At 57.3% G+C, this 16,568-nt stretch carries 12 protein-coding genes; all 12 read right to left on the bottom strand.

The genetic code is table 11. The annotated features are described in order from the left end of the window. Nucleotides 1–277: 277 nt before the first annotated feature. Entirely contained in the window at nucleotides 278–1,237 is a 960-nt protein-coding gene (locus ACZRJQ_RS04940; RefSeq protein WP_463977286.1) for a serine/threonine-protein kinase, read from the bottom strand. After that, nucleotides 1,230–1,961 carry a PP2C family protein-serine/threonine phosphatase gene (locus ACZRJQ_RS04945; RefSeq protein WP_463977287.1) on the bottom strand — a complete coding sequence of 244 codons (732 nt, stop codon included), beginning with the start codon at nucleotides 1,959–1,961 and terminating at the stop codon, nucleotides 1,230–1,232. Before ACZRJQ_RS04945 ends, ACZRJQ_RS04940 begins: the two co-directional genes overlap by 8 nt. Further along, on the bottom strand, nucleotides 1,961–5,491 hold the full coding sequence (tssM, locus tag ACZRJQ_RS04950; RefSeq protein ID WP_463977288.1) for a type VI secretion system membrane subunit TssM: 3,531 nt from the start codon (nucleotides 5,489–5,491) through the stop codon (nucleotides 1,961–1,963). The genes ACZRJQ_RS04945 and tssM overlap by 1 nt, the downstream gene beginning before the upstream one ends. Then, nucleotides 5,491–6,369: a type IVB secretion system protein IcmH/DotU gene (gene icmH / locus ACZRJQ_RS04955; protein ID WP_463977289.1), complete on the bottom strand. Its 879-nt coding sequence runs from the start codon at nucleotides 6,367–6,369 to the stop codon at nucleotides 5,491–5,493. Before icmH ends, tssM begins: the two co-directional genes overlap by 1 nt. A gap of 5 nt (nucleotides 6,370–6,374) precedes the next feature. Beyond that, nucleotides 6,375–7,706, bottom strand: a complete 1,332-nt coding sequence (gene tssK / locus ACZRJQ_RS04960) for a type VI secretion system baseplate subunit TssK (RefSeq protein ID WP_463977290.1) — start codon at nucleotides 7,704–7,706, stop codon at nucleotides 6,375–6,377. Between the two features lie 2 nt (nucleotides 7,707–7,708). Then, nucleotides 7,709–8,212: a type VI secretion system lipoprotein TssJ gene (tssJ, locus tag ACZRJQ_RS04965; RefSeq protein ID WP_463977291.1), complete on the bottom strand. Its 504-nt coding sequence runs from the start codon at nucleotides 8,210–8,212 to the stop codon at nucleotides 7,709–7,711. Nucleotides 8,213–8,217: 5 nt separating this feature from the next. Further along, the gene (gene tagH / locus ACZRJQ_RS04970; protein WP_463977292.1) at nucleotides 8,218–9,417 is read right to left on the bottom strand and encodes a type VI secretion system-associated FHA domain protein TagH; all 1,200 of its coding nucleotides are present in this window, start codon (nucleotides 9,415–9,417) and stop codon (nucleotides 8,218–8,220) included. Between the two features lie 16 nt (nucleotides 9,418–9,433). Continuing rightward, a complete protein-coding gene (locus ACZRJQ_RS04975) occupies nucleotides 9,434–9,568 on the bottom strand; it encodes a type VI secretion protein (RefSeq protein WP_463977293.1) in 135 nt (44 codons plus the stop codon). A gap of 85 nt (nucleotides 9,569–9,653) precedes the next feature. Beyond that, complete coding sequence (locus ACZRJQ_RS04980; protein ID WP_463977294.1) at nucleotides 9,654–11,162, bottom strand: sigma-54 interaction domain-containing protein; 1,509 nt, start codon at nucleotides 11,160–11,162, stop codon at nucleotides 9,654–9,656. A 10-nt stretch (nucleotides 11,163–11,172) separates the two neighbouring features. After that, on the bottom strand, nucleotides 11,173–13,764 hold the full coding sequence (gene tssH, locus ACZRJQ_RS04985) for a type VI secretion system ATPase TssH (RefSeq protein WP_463977295.1): 2,592 nt from the start codon (nucleotides 13,762–13,764) through the stop codon (nucleotides 11,173–11,175). 12 nt (nucleotides 13,765–13,776) lie between these two features. Next, nucleotides 13,777–14,784, bottom strand: a complete 1,008-nt coding sequence (gene tssG / locus ACZRJQ_RS04990; protein ID WP_463977296.1) for a type VI secretion system baseplate subunit TssG — start codon at nucleotides 14,782–14,784, stop codon at nucleotides 13,777–13,779. Further along, complete coding sequence (tssF, locus tag ACZRJQ_RS04995; protein ID WP_463977297.1) at nucleotides 14,748–16,535, bottom strand: type VI secretion system baseplate subunit TssF; 1,788 nt, start codon at nucleotides 16,533–16,535, stop codon at nucleotides 14,748–14,750. Before tssF ends, tssG begins: the two co-directional genes overlap by 37 nt. Nucleotides 16,536–16,568 lie beyond the last annotated feature (33 nt).

The following is a 16,568-nucleotide window of genomic DNA, read 5'->3' on the forward strand; positions in this document are numbered from 1 at the left end:
CCAGTGAAAAGACAGTTAACAACCTCATCCCGAGGTGAAATGCCAACATACTGAATTCGTCCATGAGTCGTTAAGTTGGCTGGGCAAATCCAGCGTATTCCCAAGGGCAACGACCACGTTGTATCGAGCCTCAGCGAGCAGTCATTCTTCCTATATTTTGTAAAAAAATATTTATGACTGATCCGAGAAGTGTGACGGAATCATCCGAACGGAATGACCGCATTCGCCACGCGAAAAGTGGGCACAGGTATTCAGGCGCATAACAGCCGCTCTGAGTTCAGTTTGACACCCACCCCCAAAACCCTGACGTGGGCGCTATTGCATTGCGCAGTTGTTTAACGCTGACGTTGCGTCGCGCGGGGTCGAACGCCAAGGCTGTGCGAAGGGCTGGCCACGCTTTTCGTGCAAGGTGCTTGGGCCGTTTTAGTCTGGGTTGGGGCTGCTGGTCTCTGGCGTGGGTGGATAACATTCGATTGAACGGGTGTTGACCACTCGCCAGTTCATAGAGCAAGCACCCCAGCGCGTACACGTCTGCCGCACGTGTGAGCGGTACGCCTTCTAGTAGTTCCGGGGCCGCATAGCCTGGGGTCCATGCGTTGAAGCAGCTGCGGTTCAAGTGTGCCAAGCCGTTCAACGTGCCAGGTTCGGCCTGCCCAAGCCCGAAGTCGTATACGCGCACACCCTCGTCACTGAGCAGCACGTTGCTTGGCTTGATGTCGCCGTGCAGCACGCCTCGCTCATGGGCATGCGTTAACGCATCAAGCAGCGGCAAGGCAATGTCGCAAAACGGTTGCCACGCCAGACCAAAGGGGCGTTCGCACAGCAAGCGGTCCAGCGTCGGCCCTCGTAACAACTCCATTACGATAAACGCCCGCTGATGCACCGTGTCGACTTCAAAGCTGTGCAGGCGCAGCACATTGGGATGGTGTAAGTGCCGGGTGAGCGCGAATTCATTGAAGAGCAGCGCGCTGGCGTCGGGTGATGGGCTGATCGCTTCACTGAGGATTTTTATCGCCACATAAGGCGCGGGGTCACCAAACTGCTCCTGCAACAAGTCCCGCGCTCGGTACACCGCCCCCATGCCTCCCGCGCCCAACAAGCCTTCAAGTCGATAACGCCCGCACAAAACTTCAGGCAACTGACCAAAAAGTGTGCGGGCGCTCTCCTTGGGAGGCTCAAGGCTGGGCAGCGCAAAACAGGTCACTGGGCTCTGATCTTCAAGCCGTGAGTCACCCATGACGAATCACTACGGCGCTCAAATTGTCCTTTGCCGGCCCTTGCAGTACGCCATCGAACAGTTGGGCGAGTGCCATCTGTGGCGAGAGCAAATTCAAGGCATTGCCCAGTTGGATGTGGCTTAGGTTCTGATACACACCATCACTGCACAACAGCAATACGTCCTCGGGCTGCACCTCAAATTCAAGCACGCCCAAGCTCAAATGTTCACTGGCGCCCACCGCTCGGGTCAGGGCTCGGGCTGCGGGATGTGCCTGTGCCTGCTCGCAACTCATGCGCTGTTCATCCATGAGTTGTTGTTGCAACGAATGATCCCGTGACAGTTGGTACAGCCGTTGCCCGCGCCATAAATAGCAACGGCTGTCGCCCGCCCAAACACAGGCTGCGCGCTTGCCCTCAACTAACAACGCAACCACGGTGCTGCCCATGATGTTGTGCTCGGCCTGATCGCACTGGGTCAAGTCCTGGCCCATTCGGCGATTGAGCCAATGCAAACACTGGCGCACAGACGTGAGCTGTTCATCAAACCCAAGCGGTGCGGGCAGTTGGGCCAAGCTGTTGACGATCATCTGGCTGGCTAAATGGCCCGCTCGATGACCGCCCATGCCGTCTGCCACCGCCCAAAGCCTGTGCTGCGGGCAGTCGAGAATGGCATCTTCGTTGCGCGCCCGAACCTTGCCCGTGTCGGTACGCGCACAGCTGCGCCACGTTGCGCCGGCTTGCATCACAGCTGTGCAGGCAAGCGGAAGCTGCGCAGCACGTCCATGTCAAATGGGTTCGGCATGCGCTGGCTCATCAGCAAGTAATTGGCCCGCAAACCACCCACATCCGCCTTAAGCACCATGACATCACGGCCACTCAGATATTCGGTTTGCATCAAGTCCAGCACGCGGAAAAACGACCAAGGGCCTGTGCTTTTCTCTATGCCTACCGGGCGCCCAACGGCCTTTTCCAACACCAGACTGGTGCGGCCGTTTTCAGCATCGGTCGGCCATTGAAGCGTGATGGGTACGATGGGCCCGTGGCGGTACTCAATCAGGTGGCTGCCAAACCTGAACTCAGCTCGGCTGACGCTGGAGTCCAAGGTGTAGGGCTCTAACGTGAATTGCACGAGCGGCTCGGACGGATTTTGGGCGAAGAAGCTTTGGCGGATCACCTGAAGTGCAGCCATTTGATCCAGATACACCCGGCTCATGGGCAAGGTTTGCCCTTCCAGGCTGCGCAAGCGATAACTGCCCGGATCGCCGCTGACGAAGGGTTTCATGTAGCTATCGAAGAAGCGCTCTGCAATGCCTTGCCCGCGAAAGAACTCACGGAAATCGTTGAGCGCCACATCGCTGCTGCTGTGAGCGTTAAACGGATAGCGCTTATGAATCGCCCGACCATAGAAGCTGTACAGCTCGCGCTGATAGCGCTGGTTGAGGAACTGATAAGCGTCGTTGAGCACCAAACGCCAAGTGTCTTCGGCCACGACGTTAAACCAGCCGCTGATCGGCAGTGGTAAACGATGAGTCGCTTGGCGCAGGCTACTCAACGCATCGCGCTGTCCGCCCATGCGGCTTTTGGCCATTTCAAACGCGGCGTGATCCGGGGCACTGGCGCGCCCCAAGCTGGCCAGTTGAAGTTGCACGTCGTTGACGCCCTGAAACGCCACCATCAAGTCTGCAGCCGGGCCGTTGTGTTCATCCAACAAACGGTGCAACGGTTCAAATCGCAGTTGCAGGGCTTTTTTCGCCGTATCCGGCAGGCTTTCAGGCAACGTCTCTTTGGCTTTTGCCACCGCCGCCGAGGCGACCTTGCCTAGCAACGCCGCCTGTTTAGGGGCTTTTGCATCAACGACGGGCAACGCCGCTTCAAGGTCTTCGGCCACGCTGGAAAAACGCGTGTTTTGGCGTACTTCAATTAACAGGCCCAACAGCGGCGAGTTAGCCGAGGTCAGACCCGCCAGCTGTTCGGCACCTTCACGGGCATCACTGAACGGCTGCAAGCTAAGCTGACCAACCGCCTCGCTCCAGTGGTTGGCATAGTCGCGAAAGTACAGCTGTTCAAGCTCCACCATCATCCGGCGCATGTCCATTGCGCTGATGGTGCTGCCCTCACCCAAGATCCAGTTGTCACGCAGAATGTCGCTCACCAGGCTCGCGCCCTGAACCGAAAAATACTGCTGATAGCCTTGCTGGGTGTAAAAGCCCGGAATCACATAATCGGCCCCGCTAAGCAAATGAGCTTGCGGCCCAATGTGTTGATCCAGACGGTAAGGGGCCAAGGCGTGCGCCTGCTCACGCAACACGCGGTACACAATCGTTGCCAGCGACTCGTTACGCAGCGTCTGTCGAGCCTGGGCAACCAGTGCGTCATTGACCGGGTAGCTAAAAGGCAATCCAAGTAAGCGTTCAAAGTGCTTATTCAACCCGTTTTGCGCAGCTGTATTGCCGGGGTAACGTGCAGACCAATCGCTGGCCAACCATGCTTTGAGCCAAGCGTTATCACGACGTTCGGGCATGTTGAGCATCAAATACGCACGCACGCTATTAAGCAGCCGTTCGCGATCATGCAAGCTGGCGCGGATCTGGTTTTCAAGTTGAAGGCCAACCCGTGGCAGCAATTGCGCCTCAAGTTCATGGGCATACGCTTGCTCAAGCACGCCATTGGCGCGGCCGCCCTGATATAAGCCGCTGCGCTCATGCAAGGCCACGTCAACCGTCAAGGGGAACACTTGCGTTGCCGCGAGCTGGGTGTCCAGAACGTTAAGCACCTCGCGGGCATCATCACGCGGGCTCAGCAGGGCTCGCTGCTGGCTCCATTGTTGCGCCAGAGCGCGCAGTTTATCCAAGCGATCATGGTTGGCCGAAAAACTCCCCGCCCACAGCAAACCCAATACACCCACAGCCATGAAAGAGGCCGCATACAGGCCGCGTTGTTTCCATTGAATGCGGCGACGCTCCCGCTTGCCCAGACGGGCCAACTGAGCTTGCGGGAAGATAACTCGGCTCAATAGGTGATGAATAAACTGCGATCGGCCGCTGTGCAGCGTGGGCAGTGCTTGATAGCTGGCAGGTTTGGTAACGCTCGAGGCCTCGTCAATTTCAGCCACGGGTTGTTGCAGATGGGGCGCGCTGGTCAGATAAAAACCGCGCAACGGGCTGGCGCGCTGATACCGATTACCCGTGAAAGCCATGTCGACAAACAAGCACAGCCGCTCGCCGATAGTGCTCAACTGATGCGGAAAATCGAGGATTCTGCCCCGCCGCTGGCTATCACGCTCTTGGTGGATGCGGGTGATGACCTGACTGTTAAGGCGCGTCAGCAGGGCTTCAAATTCAGCACGTAACAACACGGCATCTGTTCCGTTTTGCTCTTTGCCAAAGCTCGCGCCCAGCACCTGCTCACTTTCTTCACGGCTCAGGTGATCGAAAAACTCGGCGAAGCCCAGCAACGTGTCGGCCTTGCTCAACACCAGATACACCGGCAAGTCGATGTGCAAGGTTTGATGCACTTCTTGCAGGCGACTGCGCACCTGATCCGCCAGCACCGACAAGTCTTCCTCGGCACCAGACAGCAACTTATCCACAGGCAGCGTCACCAGCACGCCGTTCAAGGGTCGCTCGCGACGACGCTTACGTAACAAACCAAGCAGGGCGTGCCAAGCGCTGGCATCGACTTCATCGCCGGGCTGGGTCAAGTAACGGCCTGCGGTATCGATCAGCACGCCATGTTCGGCAAAGTACCAATCGCAATGCTCAGTGCCACGGGTGCTACGTGTGAGTTTTCGCTCAATTTTGTTGAGCGGAAAGTCGAGCCCCGAGAAGTCCAACAAACTGGTTTTGCCACTGGCCTGCGGGCCTAGTACCAAATACCACGGCAGCTCGTCGCGCCAGCGAGCGCTATGGCCTCGGTAAACGCTGGAGGTTTTTAGAGTGCGCAACGCCTCTTTAAAACGCGCACGCAAAGCTTTTTGCGAGACTGCAATCTGTTGCGCCTTAAGTAAACGCGCCTGACCCGTCTCGCTGTCTTCACGTGCTTTTTTACGCAAGCCCGCGCGCCAACTGACAAAGACCATGCACAGCCCCCACGTCAGGTACAGCACGCTAATACTCAGCAAACGCGTTGAAGCATCGGCCCAAAACTTGTGGTCGTTGACCGCCAACTGCGGGCCGCCCCACCACACCAGCAGAGAAAGCAACAACACCAGCAACAGTGTCCAGACCCAGGTTTGACGCACGACAGTGCCGACCATTTTTAAAACGTTTTTCATCACAAATCCCTGTTTACGACTGCTGGCCAAGCATCTAACTGTTGATACGGCTGCAACACCGCTTCGCGTTGTTCGCCAAGTACCCAAGCGAACCCTGAATACATCACCGCCAAGCAGCCCAGCGTGAACACCGCCAAGACCCATCCCGACACCCTGCGCACCAAATGACTACGCCGCTCATTGAGCCCTTGCCCGTGCGGTGAAAGTTCACGGGGAACATCGCCGCGCAAATGGCGGATCTGGCGATACAACGCATCCCGGATGGCTTCGAGCTCCAAATTCCCGCGGGCAACGATTCGAAACTTGCCCTCAAACCCCAAGGACAAGCACAGGTAAATCAGCTCCAGCAACGAGAGGTTCTTGACCGGGTCTTTGGACACTTGCTCAAGCAACTGAAAAACCTTTTCGCCGCCAAAGGTTTCGTTGTGAAAACTGCTGAGCAAGCTCATTTGCGACCACGCACTTTCACTGCCCCAGCCTGTGGTGACCACCGCTTCATCCACCACGGTGCACAGCACGTAACGCGCTTTCATCATCTGGCTGCTCTCAATGCCTGCGCGCAAAGCATTGGCCTCAAACAGCTGCAAGGCGCTTTTAAGCTGCTCGCGCAGAGCAGGCAGTTGCTGTTGATCCTTAGAGCGATGCCTGAGGTTCACGACCAACGACAGCAAGCCACTGGCAGCGGCAACCAAAGGGTTGAGACTGATCGTGAAAGTGCTCGCGGGCTTAACCCGGGCCGAGTAAATCATGCGTTGTTCAATTTGCTCGATTCGCGGGGCCGAAGGCGCATCGGTTAAGGCCCGATGAGCAGGCGCACCGCCATGGCGGTCGACCAATACGGTTTTTTCATCCATTGCAGGCTGCATTTGATTGTTCATGGCGGTCAGCTCCTGATGGCCCAAAAATTGAGTTCAAGCTCGCTAAATTCACCCGACACATGAAAGGCAAAGCCCCCGCAACCCTCTAGCTGTGCAAGGTCTTCGGTGCTGAGTTCGAGGATGAAGTAGCTTTTGTTGGCGTGGTACGGAATCTGCCGTGGCGCCACTGGCAAGGGCTTTATCTTGAAGCCCGGCAAATGCAGATTGACCAGTTGGCGGATGTTTTCAACCGAGCCCACTTTCAGGTGGGCGGGCAAACGATGGCGCAGCTCTTCGCTGTCGCAATTGGCCTGAGCCGCCAACACGAACGAGGTTGAACCCAGCATGGCGTGATCGTGCAAAGGCGCTACCAACACACCGTATTGCCGGGTTTGCAACACCAGCTCAATGGCATGTTGCTCAAGCACCATCGACAGCACATGGCGAATCGCGTCCATCAAGATGCGAAAGCTCTCTCCCTGATTGCTGTGCTGATAACGGCTTTGTAATTGCGGGCGCTTGCTGTCGCTGGCAAACGTCGCCAAATCCCCCAACATCGACAGCAAGGCGCAATACAGCTCTTCTGGGTGCAACTGCTCTAGGTGCAAGTAGTGACGCAGCACCAGCTCAGTGCGATTGATCAGTTGCAGCATCATGAAGTCGCCGACTTCCGCGCCGCCTACTTTGCCATTGGAGCGCATACGCCCAGCCAGGCTGTCGCCACGATTGCCGAGCATGCTGATGACCTCTTTGAGGCACGACAGCAAATAGCCTGAGGCATGGGTGTGAATGAACGTTGGCACGAACGCAGTATCGAGGCTGATGGCCCCGTCAGCCGTGGAGTCGAGGATTTGGCAAAGCTGCAGTTTTACGTAGCTTTGGTCACTGTTTTGCTCACCCAACAGCAAACGAAAGTCTGGGCGAGCGCACATGACCTGACTGCTGGAGTCGTCGCCGGCATTGGAGTCTGACACTTGCGTTTCATAGCCGATGTAACGCGCTAGCACATCCACGTGCTCCGCCCGTCGTGCCTCAATGTGATTGCCGGTCACCAGCGGCAAAGCCAGATAAACAGGGGTTTGCCCAGTGTTACGCGGCACATCGAGTACCAGCGGCTGGGTGTTAGCACCCAACTCAAACAAGCTGCCGTCCGGCAAGATGCCCGACGCCTGATTAATCACCAGCTTGCCCATGTTGAGAAACTGCACGTCGATTTCCAGCCCCAAAAACCCCCAGGTGTAACGCCCCAGTAATTGGGTGCGGGTTTTCATCTGGTAATCGTAATAACGGTCGTTGTGCTGAAGGTGTTGCGGGCGCAGCAACATGCCTTCCTGCCAAAGAACTTTATGCGCGTTCATGATCAGTCATCCGCCTTGGCAAACGGCTGTTGGGCCACGTGAATACCGGTCTGATCAAGTAACAAATGCGCCTCGGTCAGCTCCAATGCAGTCACCGGAACCACATAGCGCCATTGGGTTTGCGGCAGGTCTCTGTAGGCCGCCAGCACCCCGACGTATCGGCTGCCGGGCTCGACGCTAAGTTTGAGGGCGAGCGTCTCGCCGGGACGCAACTCCAGCTCTTCGCTGACCACCAGATCCTGAGCCAGCGACTCTTTTGTCCGTTGGTACAAGCTGAAGAAATCTGCATTCTCGAAAGCCACGGGGTGCTTAAGCTCCAGCAAACGAATCACCACCGGTGAAGGCCGCCCGTTGAGGTCAGGGTTAACCTGATCGCTGGCACTTAGGGTCAGGTTCAGCTTGGTGAGGCTGGAGTAAGGCGACAAAACGGAGCATCCGCTCAACAGCAACACGGTCAGTGCCAACGCCAGTCGCGCATTGAAATAAAGAGGCGTACAACGCAGCATGCGCATCATCCTTGAGGGTCGTTGTGAAGGGTTGAAATCAGGCGAATTTGCTCTTCATAAGCCTGAGCAAAATCTCGGGCCAACAGGCGCTCGCTCCAATCGTTGCCTTGCTGCAAGGCTTGGTGATAGCGGCCAAATGCACGCCAACGGCTGCCCGCAGTGGCGAGCAGCGGCTTAAAGCCGTCACGCTCAAAGCGCAAGGTCAGTTGTTGTGGCGAAAAGTGCTCGAGGCTGCTGCGCACAGCGGCGCGGCTGGCGTGAATCAAGGCCACTTGATGGGCTTGAACATCACGAAAGGCCGCTGCAATAACGTGTTCAGCGCCGGCCTGATACGACTTGCCGGGCTGCAACAACAACCCCAGCGCCTCATGGGCGTCATGACTGGACTTGAGCGGGTTGTGGCGCGTATCGGGGGCGACAGTTCGAGCCAGCCGCAACTCATTTTTGAGTTCGCTGCGGGTCCATAAACTTTGCTGTAAGCCCACAACGCTTTGTTTAAGCAACCGAGCAGCCTTGAGCGCTAGCGCCTCTCGGGCCGGCTCATCCAGCGCGACACAATCAACCCCCAGCACCTCGCCAAACGCTTGCCAAAACGTTTCATTGCCGGGCATTTTCGCAGCGGCCCGAGGTTCAGCGCTCGCGGGGGACGCAGCCTCAACCAGCTTGGGAATCGTGAGGTTTTCGAAGTCGATTTGGGCGTAATCAACCGGTTGCTCCCACACAGGCGCAACTTCACCCATACGGGCAGGCTCGTCGAAAATCGAGCTGACAGACGCGATTGCAACCACTGGATCAATCGGATCAAGGTTCAGAAACACTTCATCCGGGATCGTCCTACCTGCCGCTTGAGGGCACCCGACTTGCTCCAGCAACTCGTGCAGCTCGTGATCCAACCGAGCACGAATTTCAAAATCCCCCAGACCAAACACAGCGCCATGCTCAATGCGCTGTGGCTGCCCGCTGTTCAGCCAGCTGTCGCTGCGGTTGAGCTGCACGCCATTGGTGCTTATGTCCGTCAGGTAAAAAGCGCCATCTCGATAGCTGATTCGAGCGTGGTATTTGGACACCCGTTGCGTGCTATCGAGCAACGTCCAATCACAATCAGGGTTGCGGCCAATCACCCCGCCGCTTTCAGTAAAGGTTTGGCTCATCAACTGCGTGGCCGCCATTGACTGAGCGCTCTGTAAATCAAAAACCAGTTCCATGATGATGCTCCTGCGCTCACTTACCGCGATTGACCGCTTGCGGATCACCCAATGGGCGATAGCTGTTGTCGTTAAATTTGAAATTGGTGCTGCACCCGCCGCACAGCACAGCAAGGGTCAGCAACACAGCGAACCAAGGACGAGCAGTCATCGGGGGAGTCTCCAGAGGTCGATCACGCACACAGCGCCAGCCCTTTTCGGGCGTGCTGAACACTGCGTTAAAGGAATAAAAAGCATCACCACGCCATGTGCCGGGTGTCTGTCGAATCAATGTTCAGGCGTTTGAGGCGGTACAGCAGCGTGCGACGCGCAACACCCAGCTCACGGGCTGTACGGGTTTGGTTACCAGCATTCCTGCGCAAACAATCGAGCAGCACACCTCGCTCAAACTGCTCCATGCGGGCGCTCAAGCGCGGGCTGTTGAGTTCAAGGTTGGCATCGGCGGGCAATGAGAAATGCCTGGCTTGTAACTGCTGGCCGTCACAGAGCACAACAGCACGTTCGACGATACCTTTGAGCTCGCGCACGTTGCCGGGAAAGGAGTAATGCGTGAGCTGCTCAAGCGCCGCATCCGACCAGAGCAATGGCGGGCGCTGTAAAAAGGCACAGGCCGTGGCAGCGAAATGCCGGGCCAGCTCAAGGACGTCGCCTTCTCGTTGGCGCAACGCGGGAAGCTCAATAGGGAACTGCGCCAAGCGGTAGTACAAGTCTTCGCGAAACTTGCCTTGGCGCACCAAAACACTTAAATCCTGATGCGTGGCGGCAATGATGCGCACGTCAACTTTATGGGTTTCGTTGGAGCCCAAAGGGCGAACCTCACCGTCTTGCAGTACGCGCAACAACTTGGCTTGCAACAACAGCGGCATGTCTCCGATTTCATCGAGCAACAACGTGCCGCCATCCGCAGCATCAAACAGCCCGGCACGATCACGATCGGCACCTGTGAATGCGCCTTTGCGGTAACCAAACAACTCACTTTCCAGCAAGTCCTGCGGGAATGCCGCACAGTTTTGCACCACAAATGGCCGGGTACGCCGCACGCCGCCCTCGTGGATCACCCGCGCGACCACTTCTTTGCCGGTGCCGGTCTCACCCAACAACAACACCGTATAAGGGCTGTGCGAAACCTTATGAATTAGCCGATAGGCTTGACGCATGGCAGCGCTTTTGCCGACCAAACCCACCGTTTTGATACGCGAGCCGGACGCAGCTGTAGCTTTGGACTCGGGCTGCAACAACAGCCATTGCATCAACACGAACGTGCCCAGCATGCCCAGCGATTGGGCGTACCCTTGCAACTCTCTGGGTTTACGGCTGGCGACCAGCAACACACCTCTGACCGCTTGCTGCGCATTACGCAGCGGGACACACAACAACGATTGCCAAGGCTCAACCTGCTCAGGCAAAAAACCGACGTCGAACAAGGTGGTGTTCAAGTGATTAACGCTGACGACGCGGTTCTGACACAGCGCAAACTGAAGCAATTGCTCACCCGTAAAATCGGCTGGCAAATCCCCTGCACGCTCCGGCTGTAGCACGCCGTCAAGCGACTCGGCGCTGAGTTTCAGGTGCTTATGCGGCGCATCCAGCACGTAGACCTGACTCAACTCACAACCACTGAGTTGAGTCATTGCTTGCACACAATCGCCAAATAAAGCGCTGCATTCACGGGCTTGCGAGACGCTTGCAAACTGCTGCAACAACAATTCGGCGTAGGCCAATGGCTGCTCAACGTGACTAAACATCAGTGCCACCTCAAGCAAACTCGCAGAGCACTTGCGCCTGCGAGTCGAGCGTTGCATGAACATGTTTGAGGGTTTGCCCGCTGGCCATCGCCTCCAGCAGACGATCCACAACCAGCGGCAAGACGTGCGTGTCGAGCAAGTAATCGATCAACCGGGCGCCGCTGTCGCTTTGGGTGCAACGTTCGGCCAAGTGATCAACCAGAGGTTGGCAATACGTGAACTGCAAATGACGACGCGCCAGCCGTTCTTCCAACCGTTGCAGTTTGATTTCGATTAACTCGCGCAACACCGGGCCGCTAACCGGGTAGTACGGCACAACCCGCATGCGCGCCAGTAATGCGGGTTTGAAGTGATGACTGAGTACCGGGCGAATGCTCTGCTCAAGGGTTTGAGCGCTTGGCCGGGCGCCGTTTTCGCACAGCCTATTGATCTGATCGCTGGCCAAGTTGGAGGTCATCAAGATCAACGTGTTACGAAAGTCGATTTCACGCCCCTCGCCATCATTGGCCACCCCTTTATCGAAGATTTGATAAAAGAGGTTGAGCACATCGGGGTCTGCTTTTTCGACTTCATCAAGCAGCACCACCGAGTAAGGTTTTTGCCGAACGGCCTCGGTGAGCATGCCGCCTTCGCCATAGCCCACGTAACCAGGCGGGGCGCCGATCAAACGCGAGACGGTGTGTTTCTCCTGGAACTCGGACATGTTGATGGTGGTCAGAAAGCGCTCGCCGCCGTACAACAGATCGGCAAGCGCTAGCGCGGTTTCGGTTTTGCCGACCCCGCTTGGCCCCACCAACAAGAACACACCCACTGGCGCATCAGGTTTATTCAGCCCCGCCGCCGTGGCGCGCATCGAGCGATCAAGTGCCTGAATAGCGTGTTCTTGCCCGCGAATTCGGGCGCGTAAATCACAGGCAAAGCTGGCAACTTGGCTGCTGTGTTCACGGGCCAATTGCGACACTGGCACGCCTGTCCAGGCGCTGATCACTTCAGCGACCAAACGTGGGCACACTTCAAAACTGACCAAACGCTCTTGAGTCTGGGCCTGTGTCAGTGCGCGCTGAGCCTGGTTAAGGCTGTCGTCTAGCGCCGCCATGTCAGGGGCGTCATTACCTTCGGGCGGCATATCGCGGGCTTCGGCAATTTGTTGGCGCAACGTCAGCAACTGTTCAGCCAATGTGCGCTGCTCAACCCAGCGGGCTTCTAAAGCAATGTGCTCGCTGTCGGCCTGCGCCAGTCGCTGTTCCAAGGCTTCGAGTGCTGGGTGATCAATCAACAACCCGGCTTGAGCATCACGGCGCAAAGCCTGAAGTTGACGCTCGCCTTGCGCCAACTCAGTGCGCAGTTGCTCCAGCTGTTCGGGGGCTGCGGCGAGGCTGATACGCACCCGAGCACAGGCAGTGTCGAGCACGTCCACCGCTTTGTCCGGTAGCTGACGCCCCGTCAGATAGCGCGCCGACAACTGTGCCGCAGCCACCACGGCATCATCACGCAGGTAAATGCCGTGACTCTTTTCATACACCGGCGCCAAGCCACGCAAGATGGTCACTGCTTGGGTGACGGTCGGCTCATGCAACTGCACTGGCTGAAAACGTCGCGCCAGCGCAGGGTCTTTTTCGAAATACTTTTTGTACTCGCCCCATGTTGTGGCCGCGATGGTGCGCAACTCTCCACGGGCCAGCGCGGGCTTGAGCAGATTGGCGGCATCCGAACCACCAACATTGCCCCCCGCACCAATCAAGGTGTGGGCCTCGTCGATAAACAAAATGATGGGGTTGAGCGATGCTTTAACCTCGTCTATCACCCCTTTGAGCCGTCGCTCGAACTCACCTTTGACGCTGGCCCCGGCCTGCAGCAACCCCATGTCCAAAGACAGCAGCTCAACCCCCTGAAGCACAGGCGGCACTTCACCCGCTGCAATGCGCAAAGCCAAGCCTTCAACCACAGCGGTTTTACCCACGCCCGCCTCGCCCACCACAATCGGATTGTTTTTACGGCGGCGCGCCAGAATGTCGACCATTTGCCGGATCGCGTCATCGCGGCACAACACCGGGTCAATTTTCCCCGCCCGGGCCTGCTCAGTCAGGTTGTGGGTAAAGCGCTGCAACAGCGACTCGCCCGGCGCAACGGCGTTGCCAGTGGCGGGTTGCTCCTGCTGCGACAAGGCAAAGCCTTTAAGACGCTCAATATCGAGCTTGGCCAGCAACGCTTGATAGCCGCTACCGGCATAACGCAGCGGGTTGCGCAGCAAGGCAAGAATCAACGCAGCCTGTTCAACTTGGCTCTGGCCCAACTCCAAATTGGCCACCAATAACGCGTCCTGCAGCCACTGCACCAACTCAGGGGCAAACACCGGATTGCGCGTCGAGCTGGTTTCAGGTCGCGCCTGCAAGGCGGCGCTCAATTGGCCCGCATCCACTTGCGCGTCTTGCAGCGCACGCGCCAGCAAACCCTGCGGGCGCTCAAGCAATTGCAGCAACAAGTCTTCGACCAGCACTTGGCTTGCGCCCCGCGCAACACAGCGCTCGGCACTGCCTTCAAGGTCGCGGCGGGTGTCAGCATCCAGTGCTTGAATCAGTTGTTGCAGGTCTACGTTGATCATTACCAATGGTCCTTAATGTAATTGGCTGCCCAAGGTCACGACGCCGTCTGCCCGTTCGCGGCCTAGCCACGTGGTCCAGCCCAGTCGGCAAGGGTTGTGTTGCGCAATGCGCAGCTCACGAATATCTTCGTGGCGCAGCTCCAGCCGAATGTCGTAATCCAGCGGGTCTCGCAGGGTGAATCGCACCAGCGCGCAGAGCGGCTGATAGCCCTGGCCAATGGGCAAAAACTCATGAAAACGTTCCCACGTGAGCTGACGGACATGAATCCGAAACTTGCCGCCGCAGTCGCGCACGCGCTCGCCCAGCACCAAGGTTTCGCTCAGTTGGTGGTTAGCAAGCCCCAGGCGGTTGCGCTGTTCTTGCAAAATGTCGACGCGACGCTCAATGCACTGCTCAATCGTCAGCTCGGCATGTTTGAAGTAGTAACGCAGCACCGACTCGATCAAAGCTGCGGAATGAGCCCGCAGGCTGAGCAGGCCGAGGTAAGGCAGTAAACGTCTCCAGTTCAGCTCTTGGGCATCGCGAATGGTTTTGCCGCCCAGACCGATCAAGGCAAATAACTGGCTGGAGAACGGGTCAGCAGCGCCTGATTCAAAGCGCGCCCGATAACGATATTTGCGCCAAATGGGCAACATCAGGCGCTGCAAACGGTGGTGAAACAGGTCCAGAAACTGGCGAGTGGGGTTGCTCTGCTCGCAGTCACCCAGTGCCTGTTCGCCATAAAACGCAGGCAGTGGCGAACCCGCTCCCACAAGGCCCATCAGGTTGAATCGCAGGCGCGCACGTTGCTGGCCGTGTTCGACAAAAAACTCCACACCGTCCACGTCACTCCCAGGAAACCCAAGGCTGGGGTTGGCCACAAACTCAACACGTTCGTACGCCTCATCGTCGCTGAGCGTCGAGTCGCCTTCGCGCAGCCGGTCGACGACCAACAGCACGGCCTGATACAGCGAGTACTCACGAATATTTTTGGCCAGCCCGCTCAAAGCAGAGGCTGGAGACCCATGCGGGGTGTCCATTGGTACACCTCTCCCTGCGTACTGTTGACGCGTAACTGGTGATACGAATTGAGGCTGGCGTACAGCGCGAAAAACTCGTTGAGCACTGACGCAAAAACAAACACATCGCCCTCGCCCACATACCCCTGCGGGTCAATCGTCAGCTCTGTGAGCACCCCGCGCAGGGGCAACCCACGGTGCAAACGATCAACGTGCTCATGGCGAATCGACTTGAGGCCATCGAGCAAACACTTGCTGACACGTGCGGCGTGCTCGTCGTAGTAACGCGGCAGGTCGTAGGTTTCGAGAATCACCTTCAAGGCATCCACGTTCGCCAGCGACAGGTAGTTGAGTGACATGTTGCTGATCAGCCGCCACAGGAAGTCGCGGGTCAACGGGGGCGCGTAACTGGAGGTCACAGCGGTGATGTTGCGAAACATCAGGCCTTCGGGTGTGCCTTCAGTCGGCAAACAAATGTCGCCTTTGTTGAGTTGTCTGGGCAGGTTTTGGTTAGTGCACGTCAGCTCAACTGACAGGGTTTCACTGTCCTGTTCATGACGAATGCCAAAGCTGAGGTAGGTGTCCAAGCCGTCATGCAGCATCGACGAGCGTTGGCGCACGCTGTAATGCGCCTGATTGCTCGGTACATCAAAACTTGGGTCGTGCTCGAAAGATTCAAATGGCACATACGCCTGATGACCGGCTCCACCCACGCGCCAGCCAGTAACGCTGTCCACCGAGAACACGCCGCAGTTGTGCGTGCCCAACTTCGAAGGCATCACCAGGTACTCGTCCTGCTTGCCATCCAAACGAATGGGCGTTGCGTCGTGTTGGAACAAGTTCACCACGGGTGTGCAATACAGCTTCACGTTATCGAGTGTCGGACGCAGACGCTGGCCGCTGCTCTTGCGAATATCGAAGCGCAGCTCCAGCCCGCAAACCTGTTTAAGCGTGTCTTCGGGCAGGGTTTTCAGGACTTCCAGGCCATTGAGATCAACAAACAGAAACTTGTCCTGAAAGGCGAAGTACTCCTGCAAATAGCGATACCCGCGAAAGGTGTTCAGCGGGTAAGGAATCAAGGCTTCATCTTCGGCAAAACCCACTGGCTGTACGCGATCGGGCGCTAGCGTGAAAGACAGTGCGCTACCTTCTTCGCCCGCCAAGGTTTGCCCCGAAGCGTCCAAAGGCACCAACTTGATGTTGTCCAGATGGCGCAACAACTCCAGGTAAAGCATTTGGCTGATATAGCGCTCGCCCGCCAAATGCAGACGCAAGCGGGTCACGTTCAATTCGCCCAAATGCCCCTCACATGTCATCGCCAAACGCAGGCTCAGCATCGAGCCATCACCCTTGGCCGAGTACTTGAGGTCCACCAGTTGCAGTGGCCACACATCGGTCGCATAGCAGGTGCGAAATTCGCAACTCACCCCATCAATGGGCTTGCTCGTTACGGGAGTGTCCCGCGCAACGCATAAAGCCGGGCCAGAGCGAACCAGAGGATCAAACTGCACCATGCTAAACGCCGGTAATGGGCGCATGTAGTTGGGCCATAACAAGTGCATCAGCGAGTGGCTGAGTTCAGGCAGTTCGTCATCGAGCTTTTGACGCAGACGCCCAGTCAAAAAGGCAAAGCCTTCGAGCAAACGTTCAACGTCAGGGTCGCGCCCTGCTTGCCCCAAATAGGGCGCCAGTGCGGGGCTACGCTTAGCGAATTGGCTACCCAACTGACGCAATGCAGTGAGTTCGCTTTGGTAGTAATGATTAAAAGACACGGCGCTACCTGTTGAAGACCGACGACATAAAGG

The organism is Pseudomonas sp. E315, assembly GCF_055406205.1.